This window comes from Psychrobacillus sp. FSL K6-4615 (assembly GCF_038008225.1).
GTDB lineage: Bacteria > Bacillota > Bacilli > Bacillales_A > Planococcaceae > Psychrobacillus > Psychrobacillus psychrotolerans.
Genome location: NZ_JBBOYQ010000001.1, coordinates 424,318 through 440,799, shown reverse-complemented (window position 1 = coordinate 440,799; position 16,482 = coordinate 424,318). Strand labels below are relative to the sequence as shown.

At 37.5% G+C, this 16,482-nt stretch carries 14 protein-coding genes; 6 read left to right on the top strand and 8 right to left on the bottom strand.

Annotation, left to right across the window (positions count from 1 at the left end; all coding sequences use genetic code 11):
- Positions 1-86 precede the first annotated feature (86 nt).
- Positions 87-926 (bottom strand): aldo/keto reductase, encoded by an 840-nt coding sequence (locus MKX53_RS02145; RefSeq protein WP_340908714.1) that lies wholly within the window; start codon positions 924-926, stop codon positions 87-89.
- Between the two features lie 25 nt (positions 927-951).
- On the bottom strand, positions 952-2,136 hold the full coding sequence (locus MKX53_RS02140; RefSeq protein WP_340908713.1) for an MFS transporter: 1,185 nt from the start codon (positions 2,134-2,136) through the stop codon (positions 952-954).
- 183 nt (positions 2,137-2,319) lie between these two features.
- Between MKX53_RS02140 and MKX53_RS02135 the strand changes: the two genes are divergently transcribed.
- Positions 2,320-2,691 carry a winged helix-turn-helix transcriptional regulator gene (locus MKX53_RS02135; protein WP_340908712.1) on the top strand — a complete coding sequence of 124 codons (372 nt, stop codon included), beginning with the start codon at positions 2,320-2,322 and terminating at the stop codon, positions 2,689-2,691.
- A 308-nt stretch (positions 2,692-2,999) separates the two neighbouring features.
- Here MKX53_RS02135 and MKX53_RS02130 read toward each other — a convergent pair whose 3' ends face one another.
- The 4 genes from MKX53_RS02130 to MKX53_RS02115 form a co-directional block, all read right to left on the bottom strand.
- Entirely contained in the window at positions 3,000-4,394 is a 1,395-nt protein-coding gene (locus tag MKX53_RS02130; protein WP_340908711.1) for a SpoVR family protein, read from the bottom strand.
- Complete coding sequence (yhbH, locus tag MKX53_RS02125; protein ID WP_340908710.1) at positions 4,394-5,551, bottom strand: sporulation protein YhbH; 1,158 nt, start codon at positions 5,549-5,551, stop codon at positions 4,394-4,396. The genes MKX53_RS02130 and yhbH overlap by 1 nt, the downstream gene beginning before the upstream one ends.
- A gap of 876 nt (positions 5,552-6,427) precedes the next feature.
- Positions 6,428-8,323, bottom strand: a complete 1,896-nt coding sequence (locus MKX53_RS02120; RefSeq protein WP_093536100.1) for a PrkA family serine protein kinase — start codon at positions 8,321-8,323, stop codon at positions 6,428-6,430.
- Between the two features lie 158 nt (positions 8,324-8,481).
- On the bottom strand, positions 8,482-9,366 hold the full coding sequence (locus MKX53_RS02115) for a DUF4349 domain-containing protein (RefSeq protein ID WP_340908708.1): 885 nt from the start codon (positions 9,364-9,366) through the stop codon (positions 8,482-8,484).
- Between the two features lie 194 nt (positions 9,367-9,560).
- On the opposite strand from MKX53_RS02115, the gene hutU reads away from it, so the two are divergent.
- From hutU to MKX53_RS02090, 5 genes are all read left to right on the top strand, one after another.
- On the top strand, positions 9,561-11,228 hold the full coding sequence (gene hutU / locus MKX53_RS02110) for a urocanate hydratase (RefSeq protein WP_340908705.1): 1,668 nt from the start codon (positions 9,561-9,563) through the stop codon (positions 11,226-11,228).
- Positions 11,229-11,233: 5 nt separating this feature from the next.
- On the top strand, positions 11,234-12,493 hold the full coding sequence (gene hutI / locus MKX53_RS02105; RefSeq protein WP_340908702.1) for an imidazolonepropionase: 1,260 nt from the start codon (positions 11,234-11,236) through the stop codon (positions 12,491-12,493).
- Positions 12,494-12,532: 39 nt separating this feature from the next.
- Positions 12,533-14,041, top strand: a complete 1,509-nt coding sequence (gene hutH, locus MKX53_RS02100; RefSeq protein WP_340908700.1) for a histidine ammonia-lyase — start codon at positions 12,533-12,535, stop codon at positions 14,039-14,041.
- A gap of 121 nt (positions 14,042-14,162) precedes the next feature.
- Complete coding sequence (locus MKX53_RS02095) at positions 14,163-14,336, top strand: hypothetical protein (RefSeq protein WP_175496213.1); 174 nt, start codon at positions 14,163-14,165, stop codon at positions 14,334-14,336.
- 737 nt (positions 14,337-15,073) lie between these two features.
- Positions 15,074-15,208, top strand: coding sequence for a sporulation histidine kinase inhibitor Sda (locus tag MKX53_RS02090; RefSeq protein ID WP_093536110.1), 135 nt, complete (start codon positions 15,074-15,076; stop codon positions 15,206-15,208).
- A gap of 99 nt (positions 15,209-15,307) precedes the next feature.
- Here MKX53_RS02090 and MKX53_RS02085 read toward each other — a convergent pair whose 3' ends face one another.
- Both MKX53_RS02085 and MKX53_RS02080 read right to left on the bottom strand, forming a co-directional pair.
- Complete coding sequence (locus MKX53_RS02085; RefSeq protein ID WP_093536112.1) at positions 15,308-15,514, bottom strand: alpha/beta-type small acid-soluble spore protein; 207 nt, start codon at positions 15,512-15,514, stop codon at positions 15,308-15,310.
- Positions 15,515-15,613: 99 nt separating this feature from the next.
- Entirely contained in the window at positions 15,614-16,408 is a 795-nt protein-coding gene (locus tag MKX53_RS02080) for a VLRF1 family aeRF1-type release factor (protein ID WP_340908698.1), read from the bottom strand.
- Between the last annotated feature and the right edge of the window lie 74 nt (positions 16,409-16,482).

The following is a 16,482-nucleotide window of genomic DNA, read 5'->3' as shown; positions in this document are numbered from 1 at the left end:
CTGTGCAGTCTAAATATGGCATTTATAAATAACCGAGATTCTTCAAGAATCTTGGTTATTTTTTGTGAGTTTAGTTTTTATAGTAATTAAAAATCAAAGTTATCTGGATCTGGTCCAACACGGTGATTTTTATTTAATAGATCAATCTGCTTCATGTCCTCTTTTGTTAATTTAAAGTCAAATACATTCGCATTTTCTATTATGCGTTGTTCTTTCGTAGACTTTGGAATTGTAATTACATTATTTTGAAGGTCCCAGCGCACGATAATTTGTGCTACTGATTTCCCATATTTAGATGCTATTTCTTGAAGTTCTTCATTGTCGAGTAACTGCCCTGCCATTAGTGGTGACCATGCCTCTAATTGAATCTGATGCTCCCTACAGAAATTGTGCAATTCTTTTTGTGTTAACCGCGGATGATATTCTACTTGGTTAATCATTGGATTAATTTCCGCATCCTTCATTAAATCTTCTAGGTGATGGATTTGAAAATTACTTACACCAATCGCTTTCACATGTCCCTCTTTGTAGAGTGTTTCTAGAGCTTTCCAAGCCGCTTTATACTTCCCTTCCACTGGCCAATGAATTAAGTATAAATCTAAATATTCTAGTCCAAGTTTAGTTAAACTTTCTTCATAGGCTGCAATTGTTTCCTCATAGCCCAGCTCAGAATTCCATACTTTTGAAGTAATAAAAAGATCCTCTCTAGCAATATTTCCCTCTTCAATCCCTTTTCGGATTCCTTGTCCTACTCCTACTTCATTTCCATAGATGGCTGCTGTATCGATGCTACGGTACCCATTTTTTATAGCGATTTTCACTGCATCTATTAACTCTTGTCCATCCTCTACTCTAAATACGCCAAGCCCTAATAGTGGCATTTCTACCCCATTGTGTAATGTTTTTTTAGATTGTAAATTTTCCATTTTGAATTCCTCCGTCTGTTAATCATTATATTTGGTCTTTTCTCTCCAACATTCTACTAAAACCTGTTAATATTGCTGCAATCATAACCATTATCGATCCAATCCAAGCAGTATGGATAAGGCCAATAGAATCTGCGACAATTCCCCCTAAATAAGACCCAATTGCAATGCCGGCATTAAAAGCAGCAATATTCATAGCTGAAGCAACATCAACTGCACTAGGAACATAGCGCTCAGCTAACATGACAACATACACCTGCAGGCCTGGAACATTCATAAATGCAAAAACTCCCATTAAAATAATCGTTATTAACCCTAAAACCTTAAAAGGGGCTGTAAATGTTAATAGAAGTAGTATAATCGCTTGAATAATAAACATATAAAAAAGTGAGCCGATTGGGTTTTTATTGGCTAGTTTTCCGCCAATCATATTCCCTACTGCGATTGCAACCCCATAAACAAGTAATATTAAAGCGATTGTCCCTTGTTTAAATCCTGTTACAGACTGAAGCAATGGGGATAAATACGTGAATACGACAAATGTCCCCCCGTAACCAAGTGCTGTAATTAGAAAGATTAATAATAATCTACTATTTGTTATTAGCTTTACATGATCTTGTATTGATGTTCTTGTACCTTTTCGTAAATCAGAAGGAATAAGTATACTATTTGCTATAAACCCAATGATTCCTATTACGACAATTGCTATAAAGGCAAAGCGCCAACCTAACTGCTGTCCAAGAAATGTACCAAAAGGCACTCCTGTAATGGTTGCGACTGTTAATCCTGTAAACATAATAGAAATTGCACTAGCTCTCTTATCCTCTGGTACTAGATCGGCAGCTATCGTTGATCCGATGGACATAAAAACACCATGTGAAAATGCAGATATGACACGTGCAATTAATAGCACTGTTACACTTGTAGCACTAGCGGCTATTCCATTACCTATAATGAACACAATCATTATCCAAAGAAGTAAGGATTTGCGAGGCATCCTTGAAGTAAGTGCTGTTAAAACTGGTGCACCCACTGTTACTCCGAGGGCATATAAGGAAACTGTCAGCCCCGCTGTTGTCAAAGATATATCCAAGTCTTTAGATATTAATGGCAATAACCCGACACTGATAAATTCAGTCGTTCCTATTGCAAATGCACTTACTGCTAATGCCAATAATGCAAACATACTTCTATTTTTATCTAAAGTCATTATTTCTCAACCTTTCTTCATGCGGAATAAATAAATTCCGCGAGACCAAACTATATTGTAAATCTACCGGCAAATGTTATTATGATTCATAGAGTTTTAAAATGAAAGTACGCACTTTAAAGTAATATAGGCACTATAAAGTACTATAGGAACTTTTTTGTGCCTATCTAAAGGAGAAATAGTATGAAACAAAAAAAATATAATATATCAGTGGAAGCTACATTGGAGGTCATTGGCGGCAAGTGGAAATGCGTCATATTGTGTCACTTAACCCAAGGAAAAAAGCGGACAAGTGAATTAAAGCGGCTTATGCCTGATATAACTCAAAAAATGTTAACGCAGCAACTTAGAGAGTTAGAGAGTGATGGCGTTATTAATAGAATCGTCTATAACCAAGTCCCTCCAAAAGTAGAATATGAATTGAGCGAGTATGGTACAAGTCTTGAAAGTATACTCAGTGCCCTTTGTTCATGGGGAGAAGAACATATTACAAAAGTATACGGAGATAAATTTTCCGTTTTAGAAGATAGCATCTTGAACGAAAGCTTAAAATAAAACACTATGTAAAAGTAGAGAGACCAATTTAAAATTCAAAGAAAAAAATGGGCCGGAGTGTTTCTCCAGGCTCATTTTTTGAAGTCTATTTTTTACTAGGCGAGCAGAACGGAATCTCTCTAGACTAAGCTGAATTGAGTTTCTCTCCAACGACAGGAATCCCCCAGACCTAGGATCAACTGCACACGCACCTTGTTATTGGAAGAGATACTGCCTTGGTACTTTTGCGCAGTCTATTTGAGTACTTACATTTTATATTTTCTCGTGCCATAAAAAACGAGATCCTATGTCAATAGGACCTCGTTTTATCACATGTTCATTTTCGAAACTTTTTTCCCATCAAAAGTATACAATACCTGTTTTTCATCTACTACTGTTTCCATATGAATTGTTCGCCCCCATAATTGGTGAATATATGGCAGAACGTTTTCTAAATAATGTGGATCGAGTTCCGTCCCTTCAAATCCATGACGCAAATACAACTCTCCTAGCCTCATATAGTCCCCATTTTCTACTACGATATATGGAAAGCTTCCATTCACACGCATGGAAACAAGCTGATCACGTACATTTTCATAATCCTTATCCGTTATTTCATAGTTCCCATTCTTTTTTTCAAATAAATATAAATCTTCCTGCTTCACTAAATCCTTCGTTAAGTAATTTCGGATAAAAGATATGTCCGATTCTATTTCTCTTACTTCAAACATTTTCTCCCTACCCGAATTAACTTTAATTCCTAAATCTTTCATTTCTGCTGTTGGATTATTATATCTATTTTCTATATCTTCAAAAATTTTCACACCTAAATAATATGGGTTAATGCCGGTTTTGGAAGGTTGCACTACATTTGCATTTAACTTTGCGAACTCTATTGTTTCATCGCTCGTTAAATCCATTTCTCTTAATATCCGTTGATGCCAATAGGAAGCCCAGCCTTCGTTCATAATCTTTGTTTCTAGTTGCGGCCAGAAGTAGAGCATTTCCTCCCGCATCATCGTTAATATATCTCGTTGCCAATCTTCTAACTCACTGCTATATTCCTCAATAAACAACAGCAAGTCTTTTTCAGGTTTCGGAGGGAACTTTTTACGATACGGAAGTACCAATTTTGATTTATCTTCTCTATGATCCAACTTCCACAAATCATCATAATCTGTTTTTCGTATGACATCGACTTCTTCTTCATCCTCATAAACTGGCAATTTAGGTCTCATAATAGAAGGGTCAATATGCTCCTGAATTGCTAATACCGCATCTAAAAAACTTTCTACTTCATCTTTTCCATACAGTCTCTCATACTCAGCAATACGTTCCGCAGTTGCCGTCATGCTCTCTACCATGTCTCTTCGTGTATTAGAAAAACGTACATTATGTTTAAAAAAGTCACAGTGAGCAAGTACATGTGCAATGATGAGCTTATTTTGTATGAGGCTATTTGTGTCCAATAAGAACGCATAGCAAGGATCCGAATTAATGACTAACTCATAAATTTGGCTAAGCCCAAAATCATATTGCATTTTCATCTTATGAAATTGTTTACCAAAACTCCAATGGGCAAAACGTGTGGGCATGCCGTACGCGCCGAAAGTATAAATAATATCTGCTGGGCAAATCTCATATCTCATTGGATACGTATCAAGGCCAAATGCAGTGGCAATTTCAGTAATTTCGGCAATAGCATGTTGTAGTTTTTTCTCCATTACTTGGCTCCCTTTTGAAAAATATGCTTCAGCGCTTCGTAAACATCTTGATTTTCCTTCAACACATAGTATCTAAACTTAGGACTTTCAATCTTTTTATAGGTGTTCATTAACGTAGAATATCTGCTATGCGCATTTACTTCGCCATAGCCAAAGATACTAGAAACCTCCATCAGTTCATTCACTAGTTCAATGCATCTCATATTATCACTTGTCATATTCTCTCCATCAGAAAAATGGACAGGGTAAATATTATATTTAGATGGACTATACTTCTCTTTAATAAGCTCTAGTGCCTTCATATAAGCAGAAGAGCATATTGTCCCTCCGCTTTCTCCTTTAGAAAAAAATGCTTCCTCTGTTACAACCTTTGCTTCTGTATGATGGGCAATAAATTCAATTTCCACTGTCTCATATTGGGAGCGTAAAAACCTTGTCATCCAGAAAAAAAAGCTTCTTGCACAATACTTTTCAAAGTTACCCATCGATCCACTTGTATCCATCATTGCTAATACAACTGCTTTCGACTCAGGTTTTACTACCTCATCCCAAGTTTTAAAACGCAAGTCATCTTGATGAATAGGCATTATTTCTGCCTTCCCTTTCATTGCATTTCGCTTAATAGCAGATATAATCGTTCGCTTTTTGTCTATATTGCCCATTAGGCCTTTTTTTCGTATATCGTTAAATGTAATATGTTCTGTTGTTATTTCTGTCTGTTCCTTTTGTTCTAAATTAGGTAGCTCCATTTGGCTGAAAAGTTCCTGCTCTATTTCTGCAATGGATATCTCTGCTTCATAATAGTCTTGACCTGCCTGGTCACCAGCCTGTTTCCCTTGACCTGCTTTTCCCTCTTCATCACCTGAACCTTTAGCAACTACGTCTCCTACTTGGCTTTTCCCATCTCCTTGCCCCACATGCTTCGATGAATCATAGTTATAGCGGATTTTATATTCATCTAGTGAGCGAATCGGAATTTTGATGACTTCTCGTCCATTAGACATGATGATATTTTCTTCACTAATCAGATCAGGCAAATTGTTTTGAATTGCTTCCTTCACTTTCTCCATATGGCGTTGTTGGTCTTGGTGTCCTTTTCGATGTAAAGACCAGTTTTCCTGAGAGACGACAAATTGTTTAGTTTCTTTGTTCTCCATTTTTCTCAACACCTACCTATTTTTTATCATATGCCCGTTTGTCATTCTTATTGCAGATGAATTTGAAAAATGTAGAGGTTGATAGTATAAAAGATAAGAAAAAAGACATTCACATACCGAAAGACCGGTGATGGAATAGACTTTTTCAAAAGAAAATTTTGAAGAATAGAAGCTATCCATTAAAACTGCTGATTTCCGTTTCAGGTTGAGAACAAAGGCTAAGTGCGCCACCTCGTGTGGCAACGCCTTCGTGACCAACATCCTGTTGGCCTCCGCGGGGTGAGCGATGAGCTAGCACCGTCTCTAACGCGTCGTTGTGATCTCTCATCTGTCTCACTCATCCCACCGGAGTCGCTACCTTTCACTTCAATCAATATAACGTGTAGTTTTAAATTATATGATTTAGCAGAGCGTATCGCTTAGATGATAAGAGTAGTCAAGGTTAATAATGTGATAAAACCATCTGTTAAATTTGGAAGCCTATTATGTAATGAAGAATGAAGAAAATAAATTCTATTTTATCTAGTGGAAAAAAAGAGAAATATTAAGTGTTAACTAAATAAAGAAGTGAGCTAGCTCACGAAATTGCATATTCGTGCGCTTCTTCTTTAAATAGAAAGGGGACTTTTTCTCTAGTTATCCAAAAATGCACTGTCCTGTTTCTAAGAGTTGTAGCAGGGCGACGGATAGACAAACGCCACAAGGTTACCGAAAAATTGGGATGCTGGCTGGTTGTGACGGACATCACAACCAGCCAGCATCCCTAAAAATTCACTCGGTAATCGTATAGCAAATCGTCTATCCAAAGTCCTTCGAAAACGATAGAAACAGGTTTTGACCAATCATTTAGCTATACTATTGGTCCTTCACCTATGCCTATCGATTAAGCAAACTACCAACATATTTCAATAGCTCATTAGCTGAATTGGAATTGTATCCATGTTCATCTATTAATCTTGCCACTACTTCATTTACTTTCTTTAGATGGGCTTCATCTGGTGTTTTTGATGAAGTAGTAATTTTTACGACATCCTTTAAATCCGCAAATAATTTCTTTTGGATAGCTTCACGTAGTCGCTCGTGCGAATTATATTCAAAACGCTTCCCTTTTCTTGCGTATGCCGATAATCGGATAAGGATTTCTTCACGGAATGCTTTTTTCGCATTTTCGGAAATGCCGATTTGTTCCTCAATGGAGCGCATCAGCTTCTCATCCGGGTTCATCTCTTCTCCTGTCAATGGATCTCTCATTTTGTTTTTATTGCAAAATGCTTCTACGTTATCTAAATAATTATTCATCAGTGTAATGGCAGACTCTTCATACGAGTACACAAATGCTTTCTGTACTTCTTTCTTAGCAATTTCATCGTATTCTTTTCGAGCAATCGCTATATAATTCATATATTTTTCTTTGTCTTCATCAGAGATCGATGCATGTTGATCAAGCCCCTCTTTTAAAGAACGCAACACATCTAGCGCATTAATCGATGGAATTTCTTTTCGTATTATGGCAGATGAAATACGGTTGATCACGTACCGTGGATCAATACCGTTCATCCCTTCATTTTGCGATTCTTTCTTCAATTCCTCCACATCAATGTCGTTAAATCCTTCCACATTTTCCCCATCATATAGACGCATTTTTTTGACTATATCTATTCCTGTCTTTTTCGGAATCTCCAGTCTCGTCAGTATAGAAAAAATTGCTGCTGCTCTTAATGCATGTGGAGCAATATGAACATGTGTCATATCGCTTTCTCTAATCATCTTTTCATATATGCGCTCTTCCTGGCTGACCTTTAGGTTATAAGGAATCGGCATGACAATAATTCTTGAATGCAATGCTTCATTCTTTTTATTGGCTATAAATGAACGGTACTCCGTTTCATTCGTATGGGCTACGATCAATTCATCTGCACTGATTAACGCAAAACGTCCTGCCTTAAAATTTCCTTCTTGTGTTAATGATAATAAGTGCCATAGAAATTTTTCGTCCAATTTGAGCATTTCTTGAAATTCCATCATTCCACGGTTCGCCTTATTCAACTCTCCGTCAAAGCGGTATGCACGAGGATCTGATTCTGAGCCATATTCTGCTATTGTTGAAAAATCAATCGATCCCGTTAAATCCGCTATATCTTGAGATTTAGGATCGGAAGGAGTGAACGTACCAATTCCTACTCGTTTATCCTCAGAGAAGAAAATGCGCTCCACCAGGACATCTTCTACACGCCCGCCGTACTCACTTTCGAGCCTCATGGAGTTTAATGGTGACAAACTACCTTCAATACGTATTCCATATTCATCAAAAAAGTCTTTTCGTAAATGCTGCGGGATTAAATGCAATGGATCCTCATGCATTGGACAGCCTTTTATAGCGTAAACCGCACCTTCATCAGTACGAGAGTATTGTTCAAATCCTCTTTTTAGAAGCGTTACAATAGTAGATTTCCCACCACTTACTGGACCCATTAATAATAAAATTCGTTTTCTAACATCTAGTCTTTTGGCAGCGGGATGAAAGTATTCTTCTACTAATCGCTCTAGTGAATCTTCTACTCCAAATATTTCATTTCCAAAAAAATTGAATTCTTTTTTGTTATCTAGTTCCGTTACACCTGCATTTTTAATCATGCTATAAACTCGTGCATGCGCCGTTTGGGCAACCTCTGGACGTTCCTTCACAATCGCTAAAAATTCTTTAAACGTACCTTCCCACTTGAGCTGGTTCTCTTCTTCTCGATAATTTCTTACCTTGTTTAAAATGTCCATGTTTCCCTCCATTCATGGGAGTTATTTATACATAGTATGAAGTTTTAGAAATTATGATACCTTTTTCTTTACACGAATAAAGCATCTCTTTGAAAATCAAGAGATGCTTTGTTCATTGTTTTACGATATGCTCACCGTTAGAATAGCGATTAAAATTATTATTCTTTTATTTTCCTTTTCTTAATAATCCAAAAAACTGCAACTGCAATAATTGTTACAAGTATTAACACTGGTAAGTTACCTACTATAAATACGATTATTCCTGAGCCTATTGATAACAGTGCATTGGTACTTGTTATAAATTGTTTTTTCGTTTTTTCCCATGTATTCAGATCTTTGTTTTCTATTTCTGGAATGATGACTCGATTTTCAAACATAGTTAGTTCGATAGTGGAAAAAGATGTTTGGTTCTCCAAATATTTTATTTTCCCTGCTAATACCTCTATTTCTTCTTGGACCTTTGCAAGGTCGCTAGAAATTTTTAGTAAATCCTCTGTTTTTTCTGCATCTTTCATAAATGCTAGTAAACGTTCTTCCACTGCACGTTTCGATTTCACGCGAGAACTTAGATCTACATATTGCTCAGTTACATCCTGACCAGTGACGTTTTTTTCTAAAACTTTAGATGCCTCTAATTCCGCTTCAGACAAAAACGTTTCAAAATGCTTCTCTGGAATTCGGACTATCATTTTCCCTGAACTTGTTTCATCAGATTCCAAATACACGTTGGACTCTACAATATAGCCTCCATAATCCTTCACCCTTTGCTCCATATTATGCTGAGCCTTCTTTAAATCCTTTACATTCGTGCTAATTCTAGCCTGATGAATAATCATTCTAGTGCTAGGTGCCGCAGTTTCTTCAGCTACACTTTCCTGTTCCCTCTCGGCATCAACACTTTGCTCTTCTTTAGTTTCAAATTCTGCCGAATCCGATGCTCTATCTTCTGTACTCATTTTAGCTAACTCTTCATCGCTACTACTACAGGCTGTTAATATAACGAAAAGACTTATGGTAACCAACAATAACCAAGCTTTTTTCAATATAATTACCCCCTTATATATCTGAATAATCAGACGAATTATGTATAAAAGAGTTTCATACCAACTTCTCGATACACTAGCACACTAGTAAAGTACCCCGTTAGCAGAGGAGAAATTTTCATTTTTTTCACGAAACCCCTTAAATAGTTTAAATATTTAGATAGAATAGGAGTAAGAATTGAGGAGGGATTTAAATGGGTACAGCAAACGATAAGGTAATTCGTTATAGAGGAACCAAGTTGAATACGAAAGGTTGGCTGCAAGAAGCAGCTCTTCGCATGCTTATGAACAATTTAGATGCAGAGGTAGCAGAGCATCCTGATGACTTAGTTGTTTATGGTGGGATCGGAAAGGCAGCTCGGAATTGGGAAGCTTTTGACGCAATAGTTCACTCCTTAAAGGAATTAGAAAATGATGAAACTTTGCTTGTCCAGTCTGGGAAACCAGTAGCGGTTTTTAAATCTCACATGGATGCACCACGTGTATTAATAGCCAACTCCAACTTAGTGCCAGCATACGCTACATGGGAGCATTTCCATGAGCTCGATAAAAAAGGGTTAATGATGTATGGACAGATGACTGCCGGCAGTTGGATTTATATTGGTTCTCAAGGAATCGTACAAGGGACTTACGAAACGTTTGCTGAACTTGCTAAACAACATTTTAATGGAACGTTAAAAAATACGATTACACTTACAGCTGGGTTAGGCGGTATGGGTGCTGCACAGCCATTAGCAGTTACGATGAATGGTGGCGTATGCATTGCAATAGAAGTAGATGAAACAAGAATAGATAGACGCATTGAAACTCATTACACAGATTTGAAAGCGTATACATTAGACGAGGCTATTCAGTTAGCGGAAGAAGCAAAAATGGCTGGGAAGCCTCTTTCTATAGGGTTGGTTGGAAATGCAGCCGATATTTTACCTGAACTGATAGCTCGTGGTTTTACACCAGATATTTTGACTGATCAAACTTCAGCTCATGATCCTTTAAATGGCTACATCCCTTCTCAAACTTCTCTAGAGGAAGCAAGGGATTTACGCCAGAATAATCCTAACGAATATATAAGCCTCTCCAAAACTTCTATGACTACGCATGTACGTGCAATGGTCGAGTTAATGGATAAAGGTGCAGTTACATTCGATTATGGAAATAACATACGACAAGTAGCGAAGGATGAAGGCTTTGATCGGGCTTTTTGCTTCCCAGGATTTGTTCCTGCATACATCCGACCACAGTTTTGTGAAGGCAAAGGCCCATTTAGATGGGTCGCATTATCTGGGGATCCTGAAGACATATATAAAACAGACGAAGTAATCTTACGTGAGTTTAGCTATAATACTCACTTATGCAATTGGATTAAAATGGCGCGTGAAAAAATTCAATTCCAAGGCTTACCTTCTCGTATATGTTGGTTAGGCTACGGCGAACGCGCTCGCTTCGGTAAAATCATCAATGATATGGTCGCTTCTGGTGAATTAAGTGCACCAATTGTAATAGGAAGAGATCATCTAGATTCAGGATCTGTTGCCTCCCCAAATCGTGAAACTGAAGCGATGAAAGATGGATCAGATGCAGTTGCCGACTGGCCAATACTAAATGCGATGATCAATGCAGTCGGTGGAGCAACATGGGTTTCCGTGCATCATGGAGGTGGTGTTGGAATGGGGTATTCCATTCATGCTGGTATGGTCATAGTTGCCGATGGAACAAAGGAAGCGGAAGCAAGATTAGAACGTGTACTCACCTCAGATCCAGGTATGGGTATAGTTCGTCATTTTGACGCTGGCTATGAGCTTGCAGAAAAAACAGCTCGTGCTAAAGACATCCATATTCCAATGATGAAAAAGGAGGACTAAAACAAATGAGTAAAGCAGTTTGGATAAAACACGCCTCTCAGTTAGTTACTCTGGCTAGTGAACATAGAGGTCCAAGAACCAAAGAGGCTATGAGTGAGCTCTCCATCATTGAGGATGGAAGTATATGGTTGGAAAATGAAATAATTCAAGCTATTGGCACAACAGATGAGCTTCAAATAAAATACACAGATCGAATAGATTCAGCAGAAATTATTGACGCATCCGGAAAGCTTGTCACACCTGGGCTCGTTGATCCCCATACACATGTCGTTTATGGAGGAAGTCGTGAGCGGGAGTTTGAGTTGCGTTTAGAAGGCGCAACGTATATGGACATTATGAATGCTGGTGGAGGTATTCATGCGACTAGCCGCATGACTAGAGAAGCAACGGAAGAAGAGATTTTTGTACAAACAGAGAAAAGATTAGACTCCTTTTTAGCTCATGGCGTTACTTCTATAGAAGGAAAAAGTGGTTATGGATTGAATCTAGAGACAGAGATAAAACAACTTCGTGTTATGCGTAGATTACAACAAGAACACCCAATAGATATTGTTCCCACTTTTATGGGAGCGCATGCTGTCCCTTCTGACTTTAAAGGAAAGGAAGACCAATATGTCGACTTAGTTGTCAATGAAATGCTCCCTAGAGTAGCCCATGGCAAACTCGCTAAATTTAATGATGTCTTCTGTGAAGTAGGTGTCTTTACCCCGGAGCAATCAAAACGAATTTTAGAGGCGGGGAAAACTCTTGGGTTAACCCCTAAGATTCATGCAGATGAGATTGAATCATATGGTGGAGCCGAACTTGCAGCTGAGGTGGGTGCTATTTCAGCAGAGCACTTATTGAAAGTATCGGATATGGGAATTGCTGCAATGGCTAAAAAAGGAGTTATCGCCTGTCTATTGCCTGCAACAGCATTATATTTACAAGAGACTGCTGCAAGGGGCCGAGAAATGATTGATGCTGGCGTACCTGTAGCGATTTCAACAGACTGCAATCCTGGATCATCTCCTACCACGTCCATGCCCCTTGTAATGAACTTAGCTTGCATTTCGATGAGGCTTTCTCCTGCAGAGAGCTTGTGTGCAGCCACCTATAATGCGGCCTGCGCTATAGAAATAGAAGATAAAGTCGGCTCGTTAGAAGTAGGAAAACAAGCAGACATTGTGCTCTGGAACGTGTCAAATTATCAGCAATTACAGTATTTATTTGGAGTAAATCATGTAAATAGTGTTTGGAAAAAAGGAGTGAAAGTGGTCGGTTAAGGATGACACAAATTCAACTTGGAAAGAACGTGATGAGTCTTGATAAACTTAAAAGGAAATGGTCTTACTCTAGAACATATGAGAGCAATTTTATATCAAAATGAACAAATTATAATAGATAATAGTGCAAAAGAAAATGTTGTGAAAAGCCGAAAAGTTGTTGAACGGATTGTAGAAACTGGCCAAACTGTATATGGCATAAACACCGGTTTTGGTAAATTTAGTGATGTAAGTATAAACGATTCTGATGTTCATGCCCTGCAACTTCATCTTATTCGTTCTCATGCTTGTGGAATGGGAGAACCATTTGAAGAAATAGTTTCACGCGCAATGGTAGTACTTCGCTTAAATGCATTACTAAAAGGCTTTTCAGGTATTCGTTTAGAAGTATTAGAGCGACTGGCATACATGGTTAACTACCAAATACATCCTGTAATTCCTCAACAAGGTTCACTTGGCGCATCTGGTGATTTAGCTCCCCTTTCGCACCTAGCACTTGTTTTAATAGGAGAAGGCTTTGTCTGGGATGGTAACAATCATATCCCCTCTCATCTAGTTTGGGAAAAGCATGGTTTATCACCCATTGTACTAGAAGCTAAAGAAGGTCTTGCGTTGATCAATGGAACGCAAGCAATGACTGCCCTGGGCGTTATCAATTGGTTAGAATCGGAAACACTTGCCTATCAGAGCGAATGGATTGCTGCTATGACAATGGAAGCTTTATACGGCATTACAGATGCTTTTCACCCAGATATCCATGAAGCGCGAGGTTATCCAGAACAGGTGGAAGTTGCGAAAAGAATGCTCCAGTGGCTCAAAGGCAGCCAACTTGTAACTAAACAAGGAGAAAAACGTGTGCAAGATGCTTACTCCATAAGATGTATACCTCAAATTCATGGAGCTAGCTGGCAGGTCCTTGCTTATGTAAAAGAAAAACTTGAAATAGAAATGAACGCAGCTACTGATAACCCGTTAATCCTAGAGGATGGAGAAGTAATTATTTCCGGAGGGAACTTCCACGGCCAACCTATTGCATTTGCCATGGATTTCTTAAAAGTAGCAATGGCTGAACTTGCAAATGTATCTGAACGTAGAATCGAACGCTTAGTAAATCCTTATTTAAACGAAGGACTACCACCTTTTTTAAGTCCAGAACCTGGATTACAATCTGGGGCCATGATTTTGCAATATGCAGCAGCAAGTCTCGTTTCTGAAAACAAAACCCTGGCTCATCCTGCCTCCGTCGATTCTATTCCCTCTTCCGCAAATCAGGAAGATCATGTAAGTATGGGAACTATTGGGGCAAGACACGCTCATCAAATTATCCAGAATTGCCGTAGGGTCATATCAATTGAAGCAATTTGTGCGGCACAAGGAGTGGAATATAGAGGAAATATCCTCATGTCCCCTGCTTTACAAAACAAATGGCAATCAATACGTAGTATTGTTCCGTCCATTATAGAAGATCGTATTTTTAGTGTGGACATAGAAACAATGCATATGTATTTAAAAAAGGAAACTTCTCGCGCGTTTACTACCTCTTCTTAACACGAAGAGGTAGTTTTTTTTATAAAATGCAAAAACATCTCTTATAAAATGTTTATAACAGAATACTTTTGGGGTAAGTACTTATTAATAAACAAATAATCAGAAAATGGAGGAATTTAACATGACTGAACAATCTATAGCAGGACAAAAATGGTGGAAGATAGGTGCAGCAGCATTCCTATCTGTTGGTTTATTAGCTGGATGTGGTGATGGAGATAATGAATCCGATGTAGATGACAATATGGAAGAAGATGTAGAACAAGAACTAGAAGAGGAAGATAAAGACGGAGAGTAAATATTATTAGGAAAAATCATGACCCCCACAATTATTGTGGGGGCCATGACCTTTTTATTTACACGGACAAGTTCCTTTCCCATTTAGTTTGTTACATTTTTTACACTTTTTATTGGATATCTTGTTCACTTCCTTTTATTGATTTACCCCAAAATATGTCTCTGTTGGATTGTCCTATTACACCTATTATTCGACATCAGTTCGAAAAAGTGACTGTGGATAAAGTTATGCACAACCAATAGGTTGTTATAACAACAATTTTTACATTAATTTGTTAGTAACTCACAACTTATCCACTGTAAGATGTGGATAAAATTTCAATAATTAATATTTTTGCCTCTTTTATATACTAACGGTACCCGTTCTTGGATTTATTTAGACAAAACATAAAATAATTCGATTTTTTTCATAGAAAAATGTTTTAGAACCTCGTTTCTAATGATTTTTAAGGAAAATGTTTCGACAAAATTCGATTTTTTCGAAATTGTGCATAACTTTATACACAAAATTCACACTGGTATATATAGGTTTTTTAACATTACTAACAACTTACTAACATATTACCCACTTTTCGTTGTGGATAACAGAACAGTTGTTCTTAAGTGAAATGTTTGTTAAATTAGTCTTGTGAAAGATAAAAGCTTAATCGCTTTGACGGATTAATAAATGATGGTGTTAATCTCTAATTGTTGTTAAGCAAATTACATAATAAATATAAAACGGAGGTGCGAGGGGTTATGAGTAAAATGTCTGATGATCTTCTAATCGAGTCTTATTTAACAGCAAAAAAACTAAAACTAAATCCAGATTTTCTGGAACTGTTAGAATCCGAAATAGCTCGCCGTTGTTTGTCCATACAAAATGCTAGTTAATTACAGGTAAAGTATTCATCGTTAAAAGCTGTGGAATCCCATATAGCTTTAACGATGAACAAAAAAAGTCGGTGGATTTCTCCACCGACCTAATTATTATTATTTGCTGAATTGATTTCCACTCATTTGTGATTGGGCTTGAGCTACTAAACGCTTAGTTATTTCTCCGCCAACGGAACCGTTAGCACGCGCTGAAGCTTCTCCTCCAAGTTGAACACCGAATTCTTGTGCGATCTCATATTTCATTTGATCAAGGGCTTGTTTTACGCCGGGTACTAGAAGTTGATTTGAATTACTGTTTGGCATGTTGTTCACCTCCTTGTAAGCTTATATTGTGTTTTTTTTCATCATTTATACTAGAAAATTCAACAAGATATTTTGGTAATATCTTTCAAGTGTTGTTGGCTACTTTTCAAGGATTTGATTGATTACTTCGTTTGCTTTACTATTGTTTAAATTTTTATAAACGCAACTTGCTGGAGAATCCCTTAGTGTATCTGTAAATGCATTCGCCATTTCTGCTTCTCCCGCTACATGATATTCTCGCCAACCTCTTTTTTTCCTTAACTGTTCAACGGTTGTCCTCATCCCTTTATAAAATGTACTTGCATTAACTCTGTAATGAGTATCTAATACAGCAGTTTTGCTATCAGCAACGGCTCGTCTTCCTCTACTATCTATTTTGACCTTTTCATTCCATGTTTCGGAAACTGGGTCATATTTGAACGTTACATCATCACGAACAAATCCTAATGCCGTGTCTAAAATACGAACTTCCCCAAAGCTTGGCATGATTATACCTGCTTCTGGATATGCTTTGTACATATACTCCAATTGCTCTGTAACAGGATGGTCTTCCCAATAGAAATTTGTTTTTACAGGTACCTGCACATAATGAACAGACCATAAATCCTCATTTGCACTGGCAAAAATGACGGCGCCTTTACGTAACTCTAGTGAGTTTTTTTCCATTTCATTTTTTACTTTTTCCTTTACTTTATTAAATGCTTTTAGTTCTTTTTCATCACCTGAAGCTTCTATATACTCTCCGATACGCTTTAAGCCACTTTTCAGATGAATAGCCCAAGCACCATTTAGTTGTTCAGGATCAGCAGGATTGGTATTCAAATAAATACTTAAAACACTTCGATCTATACTTGTGTATGCTTTCAACGCTTCAATTTCTTTGTTTATCGTCATTCTACCTTCCTCCTTCGTCTTACTCTTCGTAGTATCACCTTTCAAGAAAGGATTACACGGGAAAAATAATGATT

Coding starts and splice junctions, on each gene's coding strand:
- MKX53_RS02080 (WP_340908698.1), bottom strand. CDS start 16,408: ATGACGATAAACAAAGAAATTGAAGCGTTGAAAGCATACACAAGTATA.
- MKX53_RS02085 (WP_093536112.1), bottom strand. CDS start 15,514: ATGCCAAACAGTAATTCAAATCAACTTCTAGTACCCGGCGTAAAACAA.
- hutI (WP_340908702.1), top strand. CDS start 11,234: ATGAGTAAAGCAGTTTGGATAAAACACGCCTCTCAGTTAGTTACTCTG.
- MKX53_RS02145 (WP_340908714.1), bottom strand. CDS start 926: ATGGAAAATTTACAATCTAAAAAAACATTACACAATGGGGTAGAAATG.
- MKX53_RS02135 (WP_340908712.1), top strand. CDS start 2,320: ATGAAACAAAAAAAATATAATATATCAGTGGAAGCTACATTGGAGGTC.
- MKX53_RS02120 (WP_093536100.1), bottom strand. CDS start 8,323: ATGGACATTTTAAACAAGGTAAGAAATTATCGAGAAGAAGAGAACCAG.
- yhbH (WP_340908710.1), bottom strand. CDS start 5,551: ATGGAGAACAAAGAAACTAAACAATTTGTCGTCTCTCAGGAAAACTGG.
- MKX53_RS02095 (WP_175496213.1), top strand. CDS start 14,163: ATGACTGAACAATCTATAGCAGGACAAAAATGGTGGAAGATAGGTGCA.
- MKX53_RS02130 (WP_340908711.1), bottom strand. CDS start 4,394: ATGGAGAAAAAACTACAACATGCTATTGCCGAAATTACTGAAATTGCC.
- MKX53_RS02140 (WP_340908713.1), bottom strand. CDS start 2,136: ATGACTTTAGATAAAAATAGAAGTATGTTTGCATTATTGGCATTAGCA.
- MKX53_RS02090 (WP_093536110.1), top strand. CDS start 15,074: ATGAGTAAAATGTCTGATGATCTTCTAATCGAGTCTTATTTAACAGCA.
- hutU (WP_340908705.1), top strand. CDS start 9,561: ATGGGTACAGCAAACGATAAGGTAATTCGTTATAGAGGAACCAAGTTG.